Origin of the sequence: Luteimonas salinisoli, from assembly GCF_013425525.1 — a bacterium.
Lineage (GTDB): Bacteria > Pseudomonadota > Gammaproteobacteria > Xanthomonadales > Xanthomonadaceae > Luteimonas > Luteimonas salinisoli.
Window position 1 is genome coordinate 1 of record NZ_JACCKA010000056.1, and the last position, 19,596, is coordinate 19,596.

The following is a 19,596-nucleotide window of genomic DNA, read 5'->3' on the forward strand; positions in this document are numbered from 1 at the left end:
AAAAATGGGGTCAGGTTCTGAGGTTTCCCCACGTTCTTCTCTGTCAGGTCAGCCGCTTAGCGGCGCTCTGACTGGAAACAAGTGCGCGCATGGCGCAGTCTTCAAGGTGACTAAGCCAAAGAAGGACTGACGACCATGCGCGCCAGCCGAGTATTGCAGAAGTGCCTGCCGGAATCACTGGAGCCGATGCACGCGCTGCGTGAGCATGCTCTGCTAAACGCCGTGGAAGCCGTGCTTCAAGGACGCAGGTTGACGCTGATGGACGTGGCCCGCTCCTGGCCCGGTGCCGAGCGTGTCCGGCCGCCGCTCAAGGCGTTCGACAGGCTGCTGGGCAACCCGCACCTGCACGCCGAACGCGAAGGGATCCATGCGGATATGGCGCGCTGGCTACTACGCAGCCCTCGGCCGGTGATCGTGATCGACTGGACGGATTTGAAGGCCGACAAGTCGTGGTGCCTGTTGCGTGCAGCGGTGCCGGTGGGAGGGCGAACACTGACGCTGCTGGACATGGTGTTCCCTGGCAAGAAGCAAGGCTCGCCCGCTGCGGAGAAGCGATTCCTGCAACGGCTGCGTGCACTGGTGCCGGAAGGCGCTCGCCCGGTCCTGATCACCGATGCGGGCTTCCGCACGCCCTGGTTCCGCGCCGTCTCGGCGCTAGGTTGGGACTGGGTGGGCCGCTTGCGCGGCCGCACGCAGGTCAAGCCAGTAGAGGTCGAAAATCGTATCGAGCAATGGGTGGACTGCCGACAGCTGCATGTGCTGGCCACTCGAACGCCGCGGGAGCTGCCGGTGATGCAGACCAATCGCGGCGATCCCCTGTCCTGCCGTCTGGTCGTGTACGCCAAGGCGCGGCAAGGCCGCAAGCACTGCAATCGGCGGCGTCGCACGGAAGTGGCACGCAGCTCGTCCAGTCGCAAGGCTGCGGCGCGCGAGCGCGAGCCTTGGCTGATCATCGCCTCGCCCAGTCTGGCCGAGGCCAGCGCCCGGCAGTTGGTGAGCCTGTACGCGCGCAGAATGCAGATCGAATGCTCCTTCCGCGACCTGAAGTCGCACCGGTACGGACAAGGCTTCGAAGATAGCCTGACGCGCAGTGACGCCCGTCTGCAGATCCTCCTACTGGTCGGCACGTTGGCGGCCTTCGCCAGCTGGTTGGCAGGCGTGGGATGCGAGAAGACCGGCATCGCCCAATGGCTATTGCCGATCCGCACCAAGCGCAAGCTGTACTCGACCTTGCGCGTAGGGCGGGAGGCCTTGGTCCGAGGCTGGCCGATGGAGCCCGTCTCCCAATGGCTGGATCGCTTACGATCACTACCCCCTGCGGTGATCGACCAGATGGTGCTGGGGGCATGAAAACGCGGGGAAACCTCAGGGTCAGGTTCATTTTCCGCAACAGCGCTGGCCCCGGGCCCTGCAGGTCCTTCGTAGAACGGCGGTTCTGCCGGAATGCGCCGCCGCGGCCGTTCCTCAACCGGCGCCCGGCATCTTGAACAGCCTGACCGGCCGTGCGGGTGCACGTGCGACCAGGCCCTTGGCTTCGAGGTCGAGCTGCACGGCCTTCAGCCACCACCCGGCCTTTGCGCCGCCGGGGAACAGGTCCCCTGGCAGGAGCTGCAGCAGCGCGTCCTTCGCCTGCGCCACCGTCATGCCCGGGGATGTCCCGGGCAGCACGTCGAGCAGCGCCTTCCTCATGGCCATGTACTTCGCCCGGTCGACGCGCTGCGTGTGCCCGGGCGAAGTGATGCTCTGGATCTCGATCTTGGCGGTCGGGTCAGGCATCGATCGTTCCTCCGAAGGGGATCTGCGGGGGCAGCTGCTGCAGCCGGATGCCTGCCGCGCGGCTGTCGCAACAGCATTCGACGCTGGCGATGGGCGAATGCTCGATGTCCAGCCGGATCTGGCCGCGGGCACGGGCGAGTCGACGGACCGGGGGCATACGGGTTTCCTGGCGTGGGTTCATTCACGCGACGAGCCAGCGCCCCCGTTTTCGACGAGGCCGAACCGAGGCAGGCGGGCCATGGCGCATCCTTGCGAAGGAGGAGTCGCCAGTATTCGAACTGGTACGCGACCCGGATATCGGGGAAACGCGCGCGAGCGAGCAGGAAAGTGAACCTGACTCCGTTATTTCAGGAAAGTGAACCTGACTCCGTTTTTTCATCCGCTACTGGCGTGGGACGGCCAGGCGCAGGTCGCTCTCCCTGGTGAGCATTTCGGAGAACAGGAGCCGGGACTGGTCCGGGGACAGGTCGAAGCCCCATCCCTCGAAGTCCGGCGACAGCGCAACCAGATCGGTGACGGTCGCTTCCGCGGGAGCGAACAGCGACAGCACCGGTGCGCCCGCGGGCGGGCGGCGGATGAAGTACACGCCTGCGTCCGCGGGCGTCCAGTTGCCGCCATCGCGGGGGTCGAGGTCGGCGATGAGCAGCGTCTCCGCTGCGCGTGCGGGCGCTCGTCGCCAGTCCTGCCGGGGCAGCGCCCACAATCCCGCCACGTCGGGCTTGCTGTACAGCAGGTGGCGGCCGTCGGCCGATTCGCGCGGATGCGCACCGGGTCCGGGCGTGACGGCGACCGCCTCGCCGCTGCCGACGACGGGATGCGCATGGATGCGCCATTGGCCGCTGCGATTGGATTCGAAGTACAGCCAGGCCCCGTCGCGCGACCAGGCCGGGTTGCGGTTGTCGCCGGGGCCGTCGACGATCCGCTGCGGCGTGCCGCCCTCGGGCGAGACGGCGAAGATCGCGGTCCTGCCCTCGGGGCTGGCGTCGAAGGCGATCCGCGCGCCGTCGGGCGACCAGGCGGGGTTGTCGACGAAGACGCCGTCGAACGCGGCGATCTGCACGGCCCCGCTGCCGTCGCGCCGGCTGACCCAGATGCCGTGCGGCCCGCTGCGGTTGGAGGTGAAGGCGATGCGCTCGCCGTCCGGCGACCAGGCCGGGTTCGAATCCCAGCGGGTGGACTGGAACTGCTGCCCGGCGCCGACGTCCGCCTCTCCGGCCAGGCCGATCTGGCGCAGCCGGGAACGGTGCATCCACTGTTCGAACGCGATCGCGTCGATGCCCGCCGCCGTCGCCGGCTGGTGCACGTCCTCGTTGCCGAGCGACAGCGGCCGGAGTTCGCCGCTGTCCGGATCGACCGACCACAGCCCGTACATGCCCGAGCGGGTGGACGTGAACAGGATCCGGCTGCCATCGGGCGACCATGCGGCGCCGTTGATCTTGCGGTTGTCGAAGGTCAGGCGGGTGGGGACGCCGCCCGTCGCGCGAACGCGGTAGAGGTCCTTGGTGACCTCGTTGACGCCGCGCACGAATACGATCGTGCGGCCGTCGTGGGCGAAGCGCGGGTCGGTGTCGCCGAGGGTCCCCGCAGCGGGTTCCGACAGGGCCTGGCGTTCGTCGCCGCCGCGCGTCGCGAGGAGGATGCGATACGGTTCGGCGGCGTTCTCGCGTGCGGCGTAGGCGATCCGCGTGCCGTCCGGAGACAGGCTCATGCCGCGGATCTCGCGCATCGTCCCATCGCGAAAGACCCGGGTGACGCCGCCGCCGAGCGCCGAGACGCGCAGGATCGAGATGCCGGTCTCGTCGGTGCGCGAGAACAGCAGCGCACGCCCGTCCGCGGTCCAGAGCGGATGGCGTTCGTCGACCGGGCTGGCGGTGAGGTTGAGCACGTCCTCGCTGCCGATCGTCTTGACGTAGACGTCGAACGCGCCGCCGCTGTCCCAGATGAAGGCGACGCGACTGCCGTCCGGCGACAGCGCGGGTTCGAGTTCACGGCCGACGAAACTGGTCAGCGGCCGCACCTCGTGCGCCATGGCGGGTCCGGACGGCGCACGCGACAGCAGCATCGCCGCCGCGGCCGCCAGCGCCAGCGCCGCCGCGGCCGCCAGGCCGAGCAGGGCAGCGCGGCGCGCCGTCCGGCTGCGAGGGGAGGGCGGCTGCTGGACGCGCGCGGGCGCGTCGCCAGGCGCTTCGGGCGCGATGTCCGGGGTGTCCGGGGCCGGCGGCGCCAGCGCCGCGGCGACCCGGGCCGGGGCGATGGGCGCGATCAGCCGGTAGCCGCCCTTGCGGATCGTCTCGATGTAGCGCGGCGCCTGCGGGTCGTCTTCGAGGATCTTGCGCAGTTCCGAGATCGCGCGGTTGAGCAGGTAGTCGTCGGCGACGGTGCCGGCCCAGACGGTGTCGAGGAAGATTTCCCGCGAGATCACGGTCCCCGGACGCTCCGCCATCAGCACCAATACCTGCATCACCTTGGGCTCGACCTGGGCGACGCGGCCCCGGATCGAGATGCGGTTGAGCGAGGGCTGGACCAGCGCTTCGCCTGCGCTGAAGTTTGCAGGCCCGGCGTGGCCCGCACGGTCTCCCGGCGATGCCTCGATCTTCCCGATGGCCGTCTGTTCGTTCACCCGTCCCACTGCCCGATAGCGGGCTCCTCGGCGGCGCCCGACGGCGCCCGCATCGAATCTATAGCAAAACCCTAGGGTTCCTCCATCCAACTGGAGCCTGCAACCGGGCTTTCCTCGTCGGATCGCGGCGGCGCTGGCCGCAGCCCAGGAGGATATGACATGTGTGGTGACCGTGCCCGGCCCTGCGCGTTCGTCGTCGCCGTGCTGATGCTGGCGCTTGCGGCCGGCGCGTCCGTAGCGGCCGAACCCGATGCCGCGGTCCTGTACCAGCGCAACTGCGCCTCCTGCCACGGGGCCGATCGCCAGGGCACGGGTTTGGGACCGCCGCTTTCGGCGCGGACCTACCGCTACGGCGGCAGCCGGGACGACCTGGCGCGCGTGATCCGCAACGGCGTCGCCTCGCAGGGAATGCCGGCTTTCGACGGGCTGCTGTCGGCGCAGGAGATCGCCGCTCTCGCGGAATTCCTGCCCGCGCGCCAGGGCGACCCCGAGCCCTCGCCGGAGGAGGTCCAGGCCGCCGCGGACGCCGCGCCGCGTGAGTTCGACGCGGCCCCGGGCGTGGTCGATACGCTCGACTACGCGGTGCGCGCGGAGGTGTTCGCCGACGGGCTGGAAACGGTCTGGGCGCTGGCCTTCCTCGATGCCGATACGGCCCTGCTGAGCGAGCGGCCGGGGCGGCTGCGGGTGATCCGCAACGGCGTGCTCGACCCGCGCCCGGTGCGTGGCGTCCCCGGGGTCTACGTCCACGAACACATGTGGAACCAGGGCGGCCTGCTCGATATCGCGGTCGACCCTGCCTATCGCAGCAACGGCTGGATCTATCTGTCGTACAGCCATCGCCTGGACGCCGTGGGCCCCGAGGGCGAGCCGCTGGCGATGACCCGGGTGGTGCGCGGGCGCCTTCGCGGCCACGCCTGGGTAGACCAGGAGGTGGTGTTCGAAGCGGCGCGCCAGGCGTACGGCGAACCGTTCTGGCACTACGGTGGGCGCATGGTCTTCGACGGCGAGGGGCGCCTGCTGTTCTCGGTCGGCGACCGCGGCGTGCAGGAGCTGGCGCGCGAACCGGCGCGCCCGACCGGCAAGATCCACCGCGTGCTGCCCGACGGAACACCGCCGGCGGACAACCCGTTCCACGGCCGCGGCGACGCGCTCGCGTCGGTCTACAGCCTCGGCCACCGCAACTCCCAGGGCATGGCGATCGAGCCCGCCACCGGACGCCTGTGGGCAACCGAGCACGGCCCGCGCGGCGGCGACGAACTGAATATCGTCGTGCGGGGCGGCGACTACGGCTGGCCGGTGGTCTCGCACGGCATCAACTACGACGGCACCCTCCTCACCCCGCATACCCGCGCCGACGGCGTGATCCAGCCGGTCCACTACTGGCGGCCCTCGATCGGCGTTTCGGGGCTGGCCTTCTACCGCGGCGACGAGTTCCCGCTGTGGCGGGACAAGCTGCTGGTCACCGGGCTGTCGCCGCGCGACCTGCGCTTGCTCACGATCGACGGCGAGCGCGTGCAGCACGAGGAAATCCTCTTCCGCGCGCAGGGCCGTCCCTACGAACCGGTAGTCGGCCCGGACGGCGCGATCTACCTGGTGACCGACGATCCGGGCCAGATCCTGCGGCTCACGGCGCAAGAGGAGCGTCGGCAGTAGCCGGGGCCGGACCGGCATCGCACCCAGCGGGAGACCATCGCATGCGAGTCAACGTTTCCTCAGGCTCCCCCCACGAGTTGCGGATCGGTTTCTGCCGCGCGGTCCGGATAGGCAACGTGCTCGCCGTCGCCGGTACCGCGCCGGTCGCCCCGGATGGGTCGGTGGCGGCGCCGGGCGACGTCCGCGGGCAGACCAGGCGATGCCTGCAGATCATCGCTGCGGCGCTGGCTGCCGCAGGCCTCCGAATGGACGACGTCATCAGGATCCGGGTCATGCTCATCGACATCGACACCTGGCGCGAGGCGGCGAAGGCCTATAGGGAGTTCTTCTCCCCTCGCATCAGGCCAGCCTGCTCGTTCATCGAGGTTTCCCGCTTCATCGACCCGCGTTGGCTCGTCGAAATCGAGGCGGATGGAGTGATCGTCGAGCTTGCTGCGCTTTCGGAGCCGAGGGCGGAAGAGCAAAAATGGGGTTATGCACATTTCGGCGCACGTCCATGACCGGTGGTCGCAGGGTCTACTCGTGCTTGCCCGGCGCCGTTGTCCCCGCGCCGTTGGGAAGCGGGCCGGCGCCGGGCTCCAGCAAGTACCCGAGCTCGTTTTTTGTCGAAAGGTGTCCATCGGCACATGCCCGCCCGCGCGGTTGCCACCAGGATCGGCCGGGAACAAGGGAGGCCGACCATGTGGTTGCGATGGATGGTTGCGGGATTGCTGGGGGTGTCTGCATGGGCCGGTGCGCAGGAGCCCGCGACAGAAGTGGCGGTCCTTTCCACCCTGCACCGGATGCATGGGGACGTGCCGGGTTATGGCCTGGACGTGCTTGCCGGCGACCTCGAGGCGCTGGCGCCCGACGTGCTGTGCATCGAGGTGCGCCCGGACAGGCTCGCGGAGCGGGCGCCGGAGCAGGTCAAGATCGAGTATCCGGAAGTGGTTTACCCGATGCTGGAGCAGGGCGGGTACCGCGTCTATCCGATGGAGCCCGCCGAACCGGCCTACAGTGTCATGGTCGAACCCTACCGCGCGGCCCAGGAGGCTTTCGTCGCCGGTCAGCCAGAGGCGTCGGCGGCGTTCGACGCCTATGTCGAGGGCATGTACGCGGCACTGCGTGCCTACTGGACGTCGTCCGCTCGGGTGAACGATGCGGTCACCGATGCCCACATGCGCGCCAAGCATATGTTGCAGGATGCGTTGTTCGGCACGGCGGAAGCGGAAGGCTGGGAACGGTGGAACCGCCATTTCCTCGCCGTTGTCGATCGGGCGCTCGACGAGAACCCCGGCAAGCGCGTGGTGGTGCTGGTGGGCGCCGAGCACGCCTACTGGCTGCGCGACCGCCTGCGTGGCCGCCCGGGCATCCGCCTGCTCGGCACGGTGGAATCGCCGGAGCGTCGGCCCCGGAAACCGCAGGCGGTCCCAGGCGAGTAGTCCCTGCGGGGAAAATGAACCTGACCCCATTTTTTTTGGCCAGATCCTGCGGCTGACGGCGCAGGAGGAGCGCCGGCAGTAGCGGACCGGCCCGGAGGGCGTTCGTGCATGTCATTCCTACGGAGGAAAGCAGGATGAAAGGGATCGTTTCCGCCAGCCTCGTCGCGACCGCCGCCTTGTTGGCGAGCATGGGGTCGCAGGCGCAGACCCCGCGGCCCGTCCTCGACTTCGAGACGGCGGACGCCATCCGCGACCATTGCCTGGCCCGCGCCGCGGAGGCCGGCCATGCGGTCGCGGTCGCGGTCTTCGACGACGGTGGCGACTTGGTGAGCTTCTCCAACCATGGGGCCTCGCCGGCCGCCGCCGCCGTGGCGCAATGGAAGGGACGCTCCGCGGCGATGTATCGGAGGTCGACGCGCGAGACGGCCGCATGGAACGTGCCGACCGCGCCGATGATCGCCGTCATGGAAGGTGGCGTGCCGCTGTTTGCCCGGGACGGTACGGCGATCGGCGGCGTCGGCGTCTCCGGTGCGCCGTCGGAGTTCGACGCCGAATGCGGGACCCGGGCGGCCGAGGCGGCGAGCCTGACGGTCGCGCGTCCGCAAGAGTGAGGCAAAGGCGGGGTCAGGTTCAATTTCCATTGGCGCCGTCGACGGTGCATGCTGGCATCCCCTTCGCTTCGGGAGTCCGCGTGTCCGGATCGCCACGCAACGCCTCTGCAGTTTCCGCCCTGTGCATGGCCCTGGCCGTCGCGGGCTGTGCCACCACTGCCGGTGCGCCGCTTGCGGCCGGCGCACAGGCCGCGGTCGAGGGGACCGTCGTGTCCGTGGATACCCAACCGTGGACCTATGACGGCCACGCGGTGGTCGAAATCGATACGCGCGGACATGGCCGCATGGCCGTGCACCTGCCGGCGCGGTGGAACCTGTGCAAGGCGCCGCCGGTGGAGGTCGAAGCGCTCGCCGTGGGCATGCCGGTGCGTGCCGTCGGTACCGTCGGTGCCGAGGGCGAAATGATGGTATGCGAGTCCGAGACCCATCGGCTGGTGCCGGTCGACTGAAGCCCGCCGTGGGACCGCAAAACGGCAAGCCTCGATGGCCGGCGCAGCGGCAGGCGGGGGTCAGCGCAAACGCTGGGTCGCCGCCCCTTGCGCCGGCGTCACCCGCCACACCGTGTTCGACAGGTCGTCGGCGACGATCAGCGCGCCGCGCGGATCCACGGTCACGCCGACCGGACGGCCGCGGGTCTTGCCGTCGTCGCCGAGGAAGCCGGTGACGAAGTCGACCGGCTCGCCCGAGGGACGGCCGTTGCGGAACGGTACGAAGATCACCTTGTAGCCGACCGGCTCGTCGCGGTTCCAGCTGCCGTGCTCGCCGACGAACACGCCGTGGGCGAATCGCGCGCCCATTGCGGGAACGGAGAAGTCCAGGCCGAGCGCGGCGACGTGCGAGCCCAGACTGTAGTCCGGCACGATCGCCGAGGCGACCTTCTGCGGATCCTGCGGCCGCACGCGCGGGTCCACGTGCTGGCCCCAGTAGCTGTAGGGCCAGCCGTAGAAGCCGCCCTCGCGAACCGAGGTGAGGTAGTCGGGTACCAGGTTGGGTCCGAGCTCGTCGCGCTCGTTCACCACCGCCCACAGCGTGCCGCTGCCCGGCTGGATCGCGAGCGCGGTCGGATTGCGCAGGCCGGTCGCGTAGGGCTTGTGCGCGCCGGTTTCGGCATCCACCTCCCACACCATCGCGCGGTTCGCCTCGGCGGTCATGCCGCGCTCTGTGATGTTGCTGTTGGAGCCGATGCCGACGTAGAGGAAGCGTCCGTCGGCGCTGGCGGCGAGCGCCTTGGTCCAGTGGTGGTTGATCTCCGAGGGCAGGTCCGCGACCTTGTCCGGCGGCCCGCTGGCGCGGGTCTGGCCGTCCCGGTAGTCGAAGCGCACCAGCGCGTCCTGGTTGGCGACGTAGAGATCGCCGTCGACCAGTGCCAGCCCATAGGGCGCATCGAGGTCCTCGGCGAACACGTTCTGGTGCTCGTAGGTGCCGTCGCCGTCGCCGTCGCGCAGCAGGGTCAGGCGGTCGCCGCTCTCGACCTGGGTGGTGCCCTTGGACTTGATGTAGCCGGCGATGACGTCCTTCGGCTTCAGGCTCGGCGCATTGCCGCCGCGGCCCTCGGCCACAAGGATGTCGCCATTGGGAAGCACCAGGGTCTGGCGCGGGATCTTCAGGCCGGTAGCGATGGCGGCGATCGCGTAGCCCTGCGGCACGGTCGGCAGTCGGTCGCCCCATTCCGCGGGCTCGGCCACGTTCATGCTGGGCAGCAGTCCGTGCTGCTGGTCGGGGAGCGTCGGATCGGGGCCGTACTGCGCGGGGTCCGGATCGCCGCCGCTGCAGGCGCCCAGCAGGGCGGACAGGCCGATGGCCGCAAGCACGTTCGAGCGTTTCATGCGCCACCTCCCGCGCGGATGCCGAAGAAGCCGATCCAGGCGGCCGCGCCTGCAAGCGCGGCGACGATCGCCGAGAGCACCAGGCCCGCGGGCATGCTGGCCCAGGCGTCCCTGGCATGGACCAGGGCGTTGATGAAGCCGAGCGCCCAGGTCGCCAGGAGCAGCAGCGCGTAGGCGAGCTGGCGCCGATCCCGCCGATCGGCGCGGATCAGGTCGACGACGGCCCATGCCAGGACGCAGGCGCCGAGCACCAGGCCGCCTGCGATCAGCCAGGAAGCGAAGTTCGCCCATTGGATCTGGTAGCTCGAGGCGTACGCGATGTCGTTCAGCACGGCGCCCAGGAACAGCGGTACGGTGCCCGCGAGCAGGAACGCGTGGAGCGGATGAAGCGCGCGCCGAGGTCTCGGGTCGGCGATGACGGCCATGGCGGCGTCCTCCCTGAGGATGGTCGGGTGCGGCCCCACGGACGCGAAACCACCGCCAGCGTGGGGGCCGGGAGGTCGAGACTAGCGGGACCGTCGTGGTCGTCGTGCGACGATGCCGGCGGCCACGGCCACGGCCACGGCCACGGCCACGGCGATAGCAATGGCAATGGCAATGGCAATGGCGATCGGTCGTCGATGCCTATCGGGGACGGCGCGCGGGCGAGTGAGCCTGGGCAAGGCGACGGCGACAGCGACGGCCTCGGTCCGTGCCGGAAGCGACGACCCGGGTGCAGGCGGCGGCAGATCGGCTCCCGGGGCACGTCGATCCCGATCATCCACCGCCTCGATGACGCAGATGCATGCCGGTGCTACCGTTTCGCCATGGGCAAGTTCGCGAAGATCGGATTCAAGGCGGAGCTGCTGCGGCCGGCGAGCCCGAAAGGCGCCTCCTGGGCCTTTCTCGTGGTGCCCGCGAGCGCCAGCGCGAAGCTGCCGACGCGGAGCATGACGACCGTCGACGGCGCCCTCGATGGCCATCCCTTCCGGGCCACCCTCGAGCCGGACGGCAAGGGAAGCCATTGGCTCAAGGTGCCCAGGGCGATGCGTGAAGCCGTCGGCGCGAACGTGGGCGACATCGTCGCCCTCGAGATCATGCCGGCGGCGGAGGAGCCGGAGCCCCGCGTGCCGGGCGAGCTTCGCAAGGCGCTGGCGGCCGCTCCGGAGGCGCGGGCGCAGTGGTCCAGCCTGACGCCCGTGGCGCGGAGAGACTGGATCCGGTGGATCACCTCCGCAAAGAAGGCGGAGACGCGCGAGCGCCGCATCGCCAACGCCTGCTCGATGCTCGCGTCCGGGAAGCGCCGCGTCTGCTGCTTCGACCGATCCGGGATCTACGGCAAGGGTCTCGGCGCTCCCGAACCGGCGGGGTAGGGAGCGTCCGGTATCCGGCTTGTGGCAGCAACCCGCGAAACCAGTGCCTGTGCGTCGGTCCGCGCCGCATCGGCGTAGACTCCGGCCGGGAGCGGGAGCCTTGGGAGCATGGGATGATGGACGTGCCGAACTGCCTGTTGAAGGCGATCCGGGACTACCGTGCGCAGCATGCGCTCCCGCAGCCGTTCTCGGAGTGCCTGGACAGGCTCGAAGCGCAAGGCTTCTCCCTGCTCCGCGAGCCGGCCGCATCGGACCGCGGCGTTCGCTGGCACGCGGCGGGCTTCGTCGTCCACTACGTGGCGCTCGCGCTCGACGATCACCGGGTTTCCGAGCGCGAGATGGGGAACATCCTGGCGTTGAAGCGGATCTACCGCCTGGACGAAGGGGATCTTCTGGCGCTACAGAGACAGGCGATCGCGGATCTGCTCCGCCTGGAGACGGCAAAGCTGCTGGCGGACGAGCGTGTCGACGATCTGGAGCTCATGCACCAGGCCGACCTGCAGCGCGCCCTGGGCCTGGGCTACGACGAGTATCTCCGGCTGACCAGGGACAGCATCAGGCCGGTCGTCGAACAGATGCTCGAGGAAGCCAGGGGCGGCAGCGGGCAGCGGCAGGACGAGATCATCCGCAGGCTGCAGGCCTTGCAGACGGTGCTCAGGGTCGACAGGGCGACGATGACGGCGATCTGGCCGGACTGAAACCAGCGGTGGCGTCCCCGGCTCGGGGCGCGTGGCCGTCGCATTCGAGTCGACTCCGCCCCGATTTTTCTTTGCTGCGGCGCAGCTTGCCCCAATGGACAGTGGCCGGCGCCGGTCGGCGCTGGCCTACTGGCCCGGTTCCCGCACCTCCCTCGCCGGCGCATCCGCCGGCCGTCATCCGAGTCCGAGGAGCTGTCACGTGATCGAGCCGATTCCCTTGCGTGCGCGTGCCGCCCCGGCGCTGCTGCGCCACGCGCTCGCCTGCCTGCTGTTCGCATGCGCCGCCGTCGCAGCGCCCTTTGCGTTCGCCCAGGCCGAAGTCACCGGCTTCGGCAGCAATCCCGGCAATCTGCGCATGTTCAAGCACGTGCCGGCCGGACTGCCTGCCGGCGCGCCGCTGGTCGTGGCCTTGCACGGATGCGCGCAAAGCGCATCCAGCTACGATGCCGAAACCGGGTGGCAGATGCTGGCCGACCGCTGGCAATTCGCCTTGCTGCTGCCGCAGCAGCAGGGCAGCAACAACGCCAGCGCCTGCTTCAACTGGTTCGAACTGGGCGACACGGCACGCGGGCAGGGCGAAGCGCTGTCGATCAAGCAGATGGTCGACCGCATGCTGGCCGATCACGGCGGTGATCCGTCGCGCGTCTACGCCACCGGCCTGTCCGCGGGCGGGGCGATGACCGCGGTCATGCTCGCCGCCTATCCGGACGTGTTCGCCGGCGGCGCCATCCTCTCCGGCGTGCCCTATCGCTGCGCGACCAGCCAGAGTGCGGCATTCGGCTGCATGAATCCCGGTACCGATCTCACCCCTGCGCAATGGGGCGACAGGGTGCGATCGGCCCACGGCGGCTACGCCGGTCCATGGCCCATCGTCTCGATCTGGCACGGCGATGCCGACTACGTGGTGCGTCCGGCCAACCTGGCCGAGAGCATGGAGCAATGGACCGACGTCCACGGCATCGACCAGATCGCGGACGCCAGCGACAGCGTCGCCGGCTATCCGCACCGGGTCTACGAGGATGCTTCCGGCACTCCGCGGGTGGAGACCTACACCATCACCGGCATGGGCCACGGCGCCCCGGTGGATCCGGGCTCGGGGGAAAGCCAGTGCGGCACCGCGGGTGCCTACATCCTCGACGCCGGCATCTGCGCCAGCTACTACATCGGGCATTTCTGGGGCCTGGACGATCTCGATGGCAGCGCGCCGGACGTCGTTCTCACCGCACCGGCGGACGGCGCCGAGGTCGGCGGCACGGTGGCGCTGGCGGCCGACGCCAGCGACGACATCGGCATTGCGCGGGTGGAGTTTCTCCTGGACGGCGTCCTTTTGGGCAGCGACGACAGTGCGCCGTACGGGCTCTCCTGGGACAGCACCGCCGCCACCGACGGCGCGCACACGCTGCAGGCGCGCGCGATCGATCTGGTCGACAATGTCGGCACTTCGGCCCCGGCGCACGTGAACGTCGTCAACGGTGGAAACGGCGGCGTGCCGCAGACGGCCGAGTTCTCCAGCGAGGCGGCCAACGACGGCTATGTGAAGGCCGATGCCGGCGGCGGCTCGCCCGCCGTCGGCACGCTGGAAGCCTACTTCGGCCTTGCGATCGGCCGCGGCACGGACGGCAAGTACAACCGCAGCCTGCTCTCGTTCGATACGTCCGCGCTGCCCGACGCCGCCATCGTGGTCTCGGCGACGCTGACGGTGCGCTACAACGGCGGCCATGGCGACCCATGGGCGAACCCGCCGGGCAACGCGCTGGTCGTCGACGCGCACCCCGGCTGCGTGGGGACCTGCGCCACCGAAGGCGGCGACTACGCCGCTGCGATGGCTGCGCTCGACGTCGCCCGGCTGCAGCCCTTCAGCGGCGGCAGCCAGACCAGCAACCTGTTCGACGGCGCCGGCCTGGCGGCGATCAACCGCCATGGCCACACCCAGTTGCGGCTGCGGTTCAGCGGCAATCCCGCCGCGACCGGCTACGTGTGGATAGGCAATGGCGCCAGCGCGAAGCTGACGGTGGAGTACCTGCCCTGAGATCCGGAACCGTGCGGCTGGCTCGGGCGGCGAAACGGCATGCGGCCGGCCCGCGCCGTCGCCCCCCGACGCATACCGGGATCAGGTTCGGACTCGAGATGGCTTCCTGAAGCGAGGTGACGGGAGCCATTCACCAGCAACGCCCGCGTCCGCCTCTTTCGACCGCCCCTGAGCTACCGCGGTTCTCGACTCGCCTGCCCGGTGCCGTCCTCGCGCCGATCCGCTGCGACCGCGCCGCAGGTACGGACGCGCCGGCGGGCGCCCTCGTGCAGGCGCCCGGCCGAGACGATGGCGCGCGCGTGGACTCCCTCGCCGGCTACCCCGCCCGCATCGAGCAGTTCGACCTTGAACCGGTACAGCCTGCCATCGCGTCCCAGGCAGGTCGCACGGATGCGAACCTTGGCGAACAGCGGCGTCGCTGCCAGGTGCTTCACGTCGACGCCGACGCCCACCGACACTTCGTCCTCGCCAAGCAGGGGTCGCATCAGTCGCGCCGCCGCCAGTTCCATCAGGCCGATCATCCGCGCGGTCCCCAGGACGTCCGGGAACTGGTCGTCGTCCTCAAGCCGGAGGTTGCGCGGCGAGTCGGCGGCTACGACGCGATAGTCCAGTTCGTACGTCTTCCCTTCCGTCAATCGCGCCGCGTCCGCTGGCGCCGCAACCGGGTCACGCATCGCCGTCTCCCGTGGGCACGATGGCGGCGGTCTCGACCATCAGGACCACCGCGCGCCCGGGCGCGCGGGTGCGGTGCAGCACGCCCTTGGGTACGACGAAACCTTCCCAGCGCCGCAGGTCCACCGTGCGGTCCTCCAGGTCGACCAGGAATACGCCATCCAGGACGAAGAAGAATTCGTCGTCATCGACGTGCCGGTGCCAGTGGTATTCCCCCACCATCACGCCGAGCCGGACGACGGCGTCGTTCACCCTGCACAGGGTCTGGTTGTACCAGCGTTCGGTGCAAGCGACGGCCAATCCGGCGACGTCGATCGTCTCCAGTGCGGGGAACTTGACGTCCAGATGCGTGGCGTAGGGATAGCTGGTCGGATCCGTCATATGGGTTCGGCAGCGTTGCGGAAGATGGCACGACTGTACGAATGCCGGTAATTCATGTCCAATATATTAATAACTCGGTTTATATATATAAAACGATATGAATCTTAGGCAGATCCAGGTGTTCCTGGCCGTTGCGCGACACGCCGGCTTTTCGGCGGCGGCGGCAGAGCTGAGGATCGCGCAATCGGCGGTCAGTATCGCGATCCGTCGGCTGGAGGAGGATCTGGGCGCGCGCCTGTTCCATCGCAGCAAGCGGTCGGTGGAACTGTCGCCGGCCGGACGGGCGTACCTGGCCAGGGCGCAGCCCGCGCTGGCGCAACTCGAACTCGCCCGGCAGGAGTTGCGCGCGCTCGACGCGGGCATCGGCGGCACGCTGGTGGTTGCGGCACCGGCGATGGTGACCGGGTTCGCGCTGGCCGCGCCGCTGGCGGCCTTTCAGGCGGCGCACCAGGGCGTGCGGGTGACCCTGCTGCAGGCTGGCGCGAGCGAGATTGCGCGTCGCGTCGCCGCCGGCGAGGTGGAGCTCGGCGTGATCGCAGGCGACGACGCCGATCCGGGGCTCGAGGTCATCGCGTTGGCGCATTTCCCGAACGTTGCCTGCATGGCGGCCGCATCGCGATCGGCACCCGGTGCCGCGATGACATGGCCCGAACTGCTGTCGCAGCCGATCGTCGCATTCCCGGTCGGCTACCATCAGCGCAGCCGCATCGACGCGCAGGCCCGCAGGATCGGTGTGGTGCCCCGGATCGTCATGGAAACCGAGAACGTCGCGGTCCTGCTGGAGGCGGTACGCCGGGACATCGGCCTGGCGACGTTGCCGGAGCCGGCGGTGCGCGGCGTTGGCGGCCTGGTCACCATGCCCTTGGAAGGGGATGAGGTTCTGTCCGTCGCCGTCTGTTACCGCCGCGACTATCCGCTGTCGCGCGCGGCGCGGGCGCTGATCGAGCATCTTCGACTATAGCGCTGCATCAGCGCCGCTGCTGCCATCGGGGAAATCGTGTCGGTGGCGAGCGGGCCAGCTCGAACCGCCATTCGGGAAACACCCGGGGTTCGGGGCGGGCTCCGATGGGCTCGCCTTTCCTGGGCTGATGCTCGGAATACGCTGTTCGACCCTGACCACGGTCCGTCGCTCCTTTCCGGCGTTTCGTCGGTGGTCGCCCGGTTTCGTCGCATCCCGACTGGCGCGCCGCCGAGGTGGCTTGCAGGCTGATCCGGCTCGGCCGCGTTGGCGCGGCGTGCTTCGAACGGAGACGTTGACATGAAGAAACTCAAGACCGCTCTCGTGGCGATCGCTGCCGTGGTCGTCTTGTGCGGACTGGCGATGTTCTATCCGCTGGTGCCCGGCACCAAGGCGCCGCCGGCGCAGCCGCATTCCGTATTCGAAGAAGACCTCACCCGGGCGCTGAGGGATTTCGCCGAGGCCCGCGAAAGCATCGACGCCGTGGTGATTGCGTCTTCGAAAGAGGTGCTCTTCGTCCACGGCGCTGCGCATCTGCCGATCAACACCCACTCGGTCCGCAAGAGCGTCATGAGCGTGCTGATCGGGATGGCGGTCCTGGAGGGGAAGCTCGAGGTCACGGACAGCCTGGCGAAGCTCGGCATAGACGATGAGGCGATGCCGCTGACCGACCTCGAGAAAACGGCCACGGTTGCGGACCTGCTCAAGGCGAGGTCGGGCATCTACATCGAGGCGGCCGGCGAGACCGAGGACATGAAGGCGGGGCGGCCGCGGCGCGGACAGTACCGGCCCGGCGCGCACTACTACTACAACAACTGGGACTTCAACGCGCTGGGTACCGTGCTCGCCGCCAGCACCGGCGCGGCGCCGGAGCAGCACATGCGTCGGCTTGCCGGGCGGCTCGGGTTTCAGGACTACGAGGCCGGTCACTTCTACTACCAGACCGCGCGCGATTCGGAGCACGACCAGTACACCATCTTCATGTCGGCGCGGGATCTCGCCCGTGTCGGGCAGATGATGTTGCGGCAGGGTCGAGACCCGGCGGGAGGGTCGCTGGTGTCGGCCGAGTGGGTCGCCGATTCGACCAGGCCGTACTCCCGGCTCGTCGACCGCGATCCATTGGACGGCTATGGGTACCTCTGGAGCCTCGATGCCGACACGGGCACATACTGGGCCACCGGTTGGGGCGGGCAGTTCATGCTGGTGGACCCGCGCAACGATCTGGTGATCGTGGCGCGCAACGACACCGGCCGACGGCTGGGACAGCTGGGTTGGCTGGTGCTGTTGGACAAGTCGAGCCAGGGCAGCCTCGCCGATATGGAAGCGCTGCGCGCAATGGCGACGCGCAGGTGAGACCCGTCGCTGCCGCGCTACCGGAGCCGGTAGTGCGCGGTGCACATGCGCGGCCGCAGTGGCGCGGCGGACGGCGGCGCCCTGTCGGTGCCGCCAGCCGTTGTCGCGATGGTCCGCTGTCGCCCGCGGGCGCACATCTGGACGCTCGCTGACCGCAGAGCGTCGCCGGTTCGACCGGGACGTTTGCGCGCTGCGCCCGCGGCGTGTCCAATACCCGTCCCGGTCGAGAATGCGATGCCCATGGAATCCGATCCCACCGAGCGTGCCGAACTGCCCGTCCTTTCGCCCGGCGAGGCGCGCGTGCTGGGCTGCCTGATCGAGAAGGAAGCGACCACGCCCGACCTCTACCCGCTGACCGTCAGCGCCGCGCAGTCGGCCGCCAACCAGAAGACCGCGCGCGATCCGGTCATGGCGCTCGATCAGGGCGCGGTGAACCACGCGCTGCGCCGGCTGGAGCAGCTGGGCCTGGCGAAGCAGGTGTTCTCCAGCCGCGCCGAGCGCTACGAGCATCGCACCGGCGCCCACTTCAGCCTGCCGCAGCAGCAGGCGACGCTGCTCGGCCTGCTGCTGCTGCGCGGCCCCCAGACCGTGCACGAACTGCTCGCGCGCAGCGAGCGCCTGTGCCGGTTCTCCGACGCCGAGGACGTGCGTCATCATCTCGATCGCCTGTGTCAGCGGCAGCCGGCGCTGGCGGTGCTGGTGCCGCGCGGCCCGGGCCAGCGCGAGGACCGCTACGCGCACCTGCTGTCGGGAGATGTGGATGTCGGCGCCATCGCCGCGCGTGTGCCGGCCCACGCCGTCGCCGGCGCACCGGCGTCGGCGCTGGAGGCGCGCCTGCAGGCGCTGGAAACCGAGGTCGCGGAGCTGCGCGGGCAGGTGGCGCGGCTGCTGGATGCGGCGCGGCCGGATTCGACCGAAGCGTGACGGGGCCCCCGCGATCGGCGGGCGACCCGGCCGGTCGTCGGCGGCGGTGCAGCGGGGTGGCGCCGAATCGCGACGCGCCGTACGCGCCGATGCGTCCTTGGCGGTCCCGGGCCGGGGGGCGGCGGCACGGTGCGCTGGTCGGGCGGAGGCCGCGGTAGCGGCTTGCGCGGGAGGCGGGGGAGGGAACGGGCATGGATCTGGCGCTGCACCTGATGGTGGGATTCTCGCTGGGCATGGCGGCGCTGCTCATGGCGGTGCTCGCCGGCGGGCATCGACGGCTGGCATTGCCCTGGCAGTCCCGGCTGGCCGGCCTGGTCATGCTGGCGGGATTGGCGATCACCCAGCTCGGGCATCTGGAGTTCGCGACGGCCGCAGTGGACGCGCCGCCGCGCCGCTACGTGGTGGTGGTGTTCCTGCAGTCGGTGGGCTTCTACTGGCTGCTGCTCGGCGCACTGCGTCCGGAAGGGGACTGGCGCCGGGTCGAATGGGCGCTGCCGGCCGCCGTGCTGGCGCTCTCCCTCGCGGTTCCGTTGGCGTGGGCGGTGCCGTTGGCCCTGGCGCTCGGCGCCGCCGCGGCATCGCATCTGTGCATCCTGGTCTATCGTCTGCGCGCGCTGCGGAGCCGGTTCGTGCTGGAGCTGCGGGTCCTGGGCCTGTTCGCGCTGATGGCGGTGGCGGTGGCGCTCAGCGGGCTGCTGGCGCCCGCTGGACTGGGCTGGTACGGCTATGCCTGGACCTATGCGGCGCTGATCGCGCTGGGATTCCTGGTGGTCGGCTGGCTGCTGCTCAGCGTGCCGGACCTGGTGCCGAAGACGCGCGAGGCGGTGGCCGTGGCCTATGCCCAGTCGACCCTGGAGCGGGTCGATCGCGAGGCGATGACGGCGCGCTTGCGACAGTTGTTCGAGCAGGAACGGGTGCACCTGTCGGAGTCGCTGAGCCTCGCCAACGTGGCCGAGATGCTGGGGCTCAGCGCCCACCAGCTGTCGGAGCTGGTCAACACCGAGTTCGGCCTCGGTTTCTCGCGCCTGGTCCGGCAGTACCGGGTGGAGACCGCGAAGCGGATGCTGCTCGACGAGCCGCGCGCCTCGGTGCTGTCGGTGGGCATGGCGGCCGGCTTCAACTCCCAGTCCAGCTTCTACGTTGCGTTCAAGGAGCAGGTCGGCGAGGTGCCCGGCGAGTACCGCCGGCGCCGTCTGGCGGCCGCGAACGGTTCCGGATGATCATCCTGGAACCGTGCAAGTCATTGATCCTGGTTCGATCCGGCCCGCCGACCGGTCGATCCGCTCCGGATTGATCTTTCCGGAAGCGCGCGCCATCCGCCC

20 protein-coding genes are annotated in these 19,596 nt (G+C 69.8%); 13 read left to right on the top strand and 7 right to left on the bottom strand.

All coding sequences use genetic code 11. The features are described 5' to 3' along the window. Nucleotides 1-135 precede the first annotated feature (135 nt). Nucleotides 136-1,350: an IS4 family transposase gene (locus H0E84_RS09110; protein ID WP_180678155.1), complete on the top strand. Its 1,215-nt coding sequence runs from the start codon at nucleotides 136-138 to the stop codon at nucleotides 1,348-1,350. Nucleotides 1,351-1,464: 114 nt separating this feature from the next. Here the strand turns inward: H0E84_RS09110 and H0E84_RS09115 are convergent, their stop codons facing one another. The 3 genes from H0E84_RS09115 to H0E84_RS09125 all read right to left on the bottom strand — a co-directional run bounded on the left by H0E84_RS09115 (nucleotide 1,465) and on the right by H0E84_RS09125 (nucleotide 4,396). Further along, nucleotides 1,465-1,776 (bottom strand): DUF6958 family protein, encoded by a 312-nt coding sequence (locus H0E84_RS09115; protein WP_180678336.1) that lies wholly within the window; start codon nucleotides 1,774-1,776, stop codon nucleotides 1,465-1,467. Beyond that, entirely contained in the window at nucleotides 1,769-1,933 is a 165-nt protein-coding gene (locus H0E84_RS09120; RefSeq protein WP_180678337.1) for a hypothetical protein, read from the bottom strand. Before H0E84_RS09120 ends, H0E84_RS09115 begins: the two co-directional genes overlap by 8 nt. Before the next feature lie 225 nt (nucleotides 1,934-2,158). After that, nucleotides 2,159-4,396 (bottom strand): LpqB family beta-propeller domain-containing protein, encoded by a 2,238-nt coding sequence (locus H0E84_RS09125; protein WP_180678338.1) that lies wholly within the window; start codon nucleotides 4,394-4,396, stop codon nucleotides 2,159-2,161. A gap of 159 nt (nucleotides 4,397-4,555) precedes the next feature. Here H0E84_RS09125 and H0E84_RS09130 point away from each other — a divergent pair, with 159 nt between their 5' ends. The 5 genes from H0E84_RS09130 to H0E84_RS09150 all read left to right on the top strand — a co-directional run bounded on the left by H0E84_RS09130 (nucleotide 4,556) and on the right by H0E84_RS09150 (nucleotide 8,530). Further along, nucleotides 4,556-6,049: a PQQ-dependent sugar dehydrogenase gene (locus H0E84_RS09130; RefSeq protein ID WP_180678339.1), complete on the top strand. Its 1,494-nt coding sequence runs from the start codon at nucleotides 4,556-4,558 to the stop codon at nucleotides 6,047-6,049. A gap of 41 nt (nucleotides 6,050-6,090) precedes the next feature. Then, nucleotides 6,091-6,549 carry a Rid family hydrolase gene (locus H0E84_RS09135; protein WP_180678340.1) on the top strand — a complete coding sequence of 153 codons (459 nt, stop codon included), beginning with the start codon at nucleotides 6,091-6,093 and terminating at the stop codon, nucleotides 6,547-6,549. 126 nt (nucleotides 6,550-6,675) lie between these two features. Then, complete coding sequence (locus H0E84_RS09140; RefSeq protein WP_180678341.1) at nucleotides 6,676-7,470, top strand: hypothetical protein; 795 nt, start codon at nucleotides 6,676-6,678, stop codon at nucleotides 7,468-7,470. Between the two features lie 134 nt (nucleotides 7,471-7,604). Further along, complete coding sequence (locus tag H0E84_RS09145) at nucleotides 7,605-8,081, top strand: GlcG/HbpS family heme-binding protein (protein WP_180678342.1); 477 nt, start codon at nucleotides 7,605-7,607, stop codon at nucleotides 8,079-8,081. 125 nt (nucleotides 8,082-8,206) lie between these two features. Beyond that, nucleotides 8,207-8,530 (top strand): hypothetical protein, encoded by a 324-nt coding sequence (locus H0E84_RS09150; protein WP_180678343.1) that lies wholly within the window; start codon nucleotides 8,207-8,209, stop codon nucleotides 8,528-8,530. 60 nt (nucleotides 8,531-8,590) lie between these two features. On the opposite strand, the gene H0E84_RS09155 is transcribed toward H0E84_RS09150, so the two are convergent. Further along, nucleotides 8,591-9,907, bottom strand: coding sequence for a PQQ-dependent sugar dehydrogenase (locus H0E84_RS09155; RefSeq protein WP_180678344.1), 1,317 nt, complete (start codon nucleotides 9,905-9,907; stop codon nucleotides 8,591-8,593). Continuing rightward, nucleotides 9,904-10,332 (bottom strand): DUF2231 domain-containing protein, encoded by a 429-nt coding sequence (locus H0E84_RS09160; protein ID WP_180678345.1) that lies wholly within the window; start codon nucleotides 10,330-10,332, stop codon nucleotides 9,904-9,906. Before H0E84_RS09160 ends, H0E84_RS09155 begins: the two co-directional genes overlap by 4 nt. Nucleotides 10,333-10,713: 381 nt before the next feature. Between H0E84_RS09160 and H0E84_RS09165 the strand changes: the two genes are divergently transcribed. The 3 genes from H0E84_RS09165 to H0E84_RS09175 all read left to right on the top strand — a co-directional run bounded on the left by H0E84_RS09165 (nucleotide 10,714) and on the right by H0E84_RS09175 (nucleotide 13,986). Continuing rightward, nucleotides 10,714-11,259: a YdeI/OmpD-associated family protein gene (locus tag H0E84_RS09165; RefSeq protein WP_180678346.1), complete on the top strand. Its 546-nt coding sequence runs from the start codon at nucleotides 10,714-10,716 to the stop codon at nucleotides 11,257-11,259. Nucleotides 11,260-11,372: 113 nt separating this feature from the next. Continuing rightward, nucleotides 11,373-11,957, top strand: a complete 585-nt coding sequence (locus H0E84_RS09170) for a hypothetical protein (RefSeq protein WP_180678347.1) — start codon at nucleotides 11,373-11,375, stop codon at nucleotides 11,955-11,957. A 199-nt stretch (nucleotides 11,958-12,156) separates the two neighbouring features. Next, nucleotides 12,157-13,986 (top strand): extracellular catalytic domain type 1 short-chain-length polyhydroxyalkanoate depolymerase, encoded by a 1,830-nt coding sequence (locus H0E84_RS09175; RefSeq protein WP_219339665.1) that lies wholly within the window; start codon nucleotides 12,157-12,159, stop codon nucleotides 13,984-13,986. Between the two features lie 173 nt (nucleotides 13,987-14,159). On the opposite strand, the gene H0E84_RS09180 is transcribed toward H0E84_RS09175, so the two are convergent. Next, entirely contained in the window at nucleotides 14,160-14,660 is a 501-nt protein-coding gene (locus tag H0E84_RS09180; protein ID WP_180678349.1) for a thioesterase family protein, read from the bottom strand. Beyond that, the gene (locus H0E84_RS09185) at nucleotides 14,653-15,039 is read right to left on the bottom strand and encodes a cupin domain-containing protein (protein WP_180678350.1); all 387 of its coding nucleotides are present in this window, start codon (nucleotides 15,037-15,039) and stop codon (nucleotides 14,653-14,655) included. Before H0E84_RS09185 ends, H0E84_RS09180 begins: the two co-directional genes overlap by 8 nt. 97 nt (nucleotides 15,040-15,136) lie before the next feature. Between H0E84_RS09185 and H0E84_RS09190 the strand changes: the two genes are divergently transcribed. The 4 genes from H0E84_RS09190 to H0E84_RS09205 all read left to right on the top strand — a co-directional run bounded on the left by H0E84_RS09190 (nucleotide 15,137) and on the right by H0E84_RS09205 (nucleotide 19,494). Continuing rightward, nucleotides 15,137-16,000 (top strand): LysR family transcriptional regulator, encoded by an 864-nt coding sequence (locus tag H0E84_RS09190; protein ID WP_257644147.1) that lies wholly within the window; start codon nucleotides 15,137-15,139, stop codon nucleotides 15,998-16,000. A gap of 297 nt (nucleotides 16,001-16,297) precedes the next feature. Beyond that, a complete protein-coding gene (locus tag H0E84_RS09195) occupies nucleotides 16,298-17,350 on the top strand; it encodes a serine hydrolase domain-containing protein (RefSeq protein WP_180678352.1) in 1,053 nt (350 codons plus the stop codon). Between the two features lie 240 nt (nucleotides 17,351-17,590). Next, nucleotides 17,591-18,274 carry a YceH family protein gene (locus H0E84_RS09200; RefSeq protein WP_180678353.1) on the top strand — a complete coding sequence of 228 codons (684 nt, stop codon included), beginning with the start codon at nucleotides 17,591-17,593 and terminating at the stop codon, nucleotides 18,272-18,274. Between the two features lie 191 nt (nucleotides 18,275-18,465). Next, nucleotides 18,466-19,494, top strand: coding sequence for an AraC family transcriptional regulator (locus H0E84_RS09205; protein ID WP_180678354.1), 1,029 nt, complete (start codon nucleotides 18,466-18,468; stop codon nucleotides 19,492-19,494). Nucleotides 19,495-19,596: the final 102 nt, after the last annotated feature.

What these genes read in the sequence shown, in the direction of transcription:
- H0E84_RS09110 (WP_180678155.1), top strand. Translation starts at nt 136, where the DNA reads ATGCGCGCCAGCCGAGTATTGCAGAAGTGCCTGCCGGAATCACTGGAG.
- H0E84_RS09115 (WP_180678336.1), bottom strand. Translation starts at nt 1,776, where the DNA reads ATGCCTGACCCGACCGCCAAGATCGAGATCCAGAGCATCACTTCGCCC.
- H0E84_RS09120 (WP_180678337.1), bottom strand. Translation starts at nt 1,933, where the DNA reads ATGCCCCCGGTCCGTCGACTCGCCCGTGCCCGCGGCCAGATCCGGCTG.
- H0E84_RS09130 (WP_180678339.1), top strand. Translation starts at nt 4,556, where the DNA reads ATGTGTGGTGACCGTGCCCGGCCCTGCGCGTTCGTCGTCGCCGTGCTG.
- H0E84_RS09135 (WP_180678340.1), top strand. Translation starts at nt 6,091, where the DNA reads ATGCGAGTCAACGTTTCCTCAGGCTCCCCCCACGAGTTGCGGATCGGT.
- H0E84_RS09140 (WP_180678341.1), top strand. Translation starts at nt 6,676, where the DNA reads ATGCCCGCCCGCGCGGTTGCCACCAGGATCGGCCGGGAACAAGGGAGG.
- H0E84_RS09145 (WP_180678342.1), top strand. Translation starts at nt 7,605, where the DNA reads ATGAAAGGGATCGTTTCCGCCAGCCTCGTCGCGACCGCCGCCTTGTTG.
- H0E84_RS09150 (WP_180678343.1), top strand. Translation starts at nt 8,207, where the DNA reads ATGGCCCTGGCCGTCGCGGGCTGTGCCACCACTGCCGGTGCGCCGCTT.
- H0E84_RS09155 (WP_180678344.1), bottom strand. Translation starts at nt 9,907, where the DNA reads ATGAAACGCTCGAACGTGCTTGCGGCCATCGGCCTGTCCGCCCTGCTG.
- H0E84_RS09160 (WP_180678345.1), bottom strand. Translation starts at nt 10,332, where the DNA reads ATGGCCGTCATCGCCGACCCGAGACCTCGGCGCGCGCTTCATCCGCTC.
- H0E84_RS09165 (WP_180678346.1), top strand. Translation starts at nt 10,714, where the DNA reads ATGGGCAAGTTCGCGAAGATCGGATTCAAGGCGGAGCTGCTGCGGCCG.
- H0E84_RS09170 (WP_180678347.1), top strand. Translation starts at nt 11,373, where the DNA reads ATGATGGACGTGCCGAACTGCCTGTTGAAGGCGATCCGGGACTACCGT.
- H0E84_RS09180 (WP_180678349.1), bottom strand. Translation starts at nt 14,660, where the DNA reads ATGCGTGACCCGGTTGCGGCGCCAGCGGACGCGGCGCGATTGACGGAA.
- H0E84_RS09185 (WP_180678350.1), bottom strand. Translation starts at nt 15,039, where the DNA reads ATGACGGATCCGACCAGCTATCCCTACGCCACGCATCTGGACGTCAAG.
- H0E84_RS09190 (WP_257644147.1), top strand. Translation starts at nt 15,137, where the DNA reads ATGAATCTTAGGCAGATCCAGGTGTTCCTGGCCGTTGCGCGACACGCC.
- H0E84_RS09195 (WP_180678352.1), top strand. Translation starts at nt 16,298, where the DNA reads ATGAAGAAACTCAAGACCGCTCTCGTGGCGATCGCTGCCGTGGTCGTC.
- H0E84_RS09200 (WP_180678353.1), top strand. Translation starts at nt 17,591, where the DNA reads ATGGAATCCGATCCCACCGAGCGTGCCGAACTGCCCGTCCTTTCGCCC.
- H0E84_RS09205 (WP_180678354.1), top strand. Translation starts at nt 18,466, where the DNA reads ATGGATCTGGCGCTGCACCTGATGGTGGGATTCTCGCTGGGCATGGCG.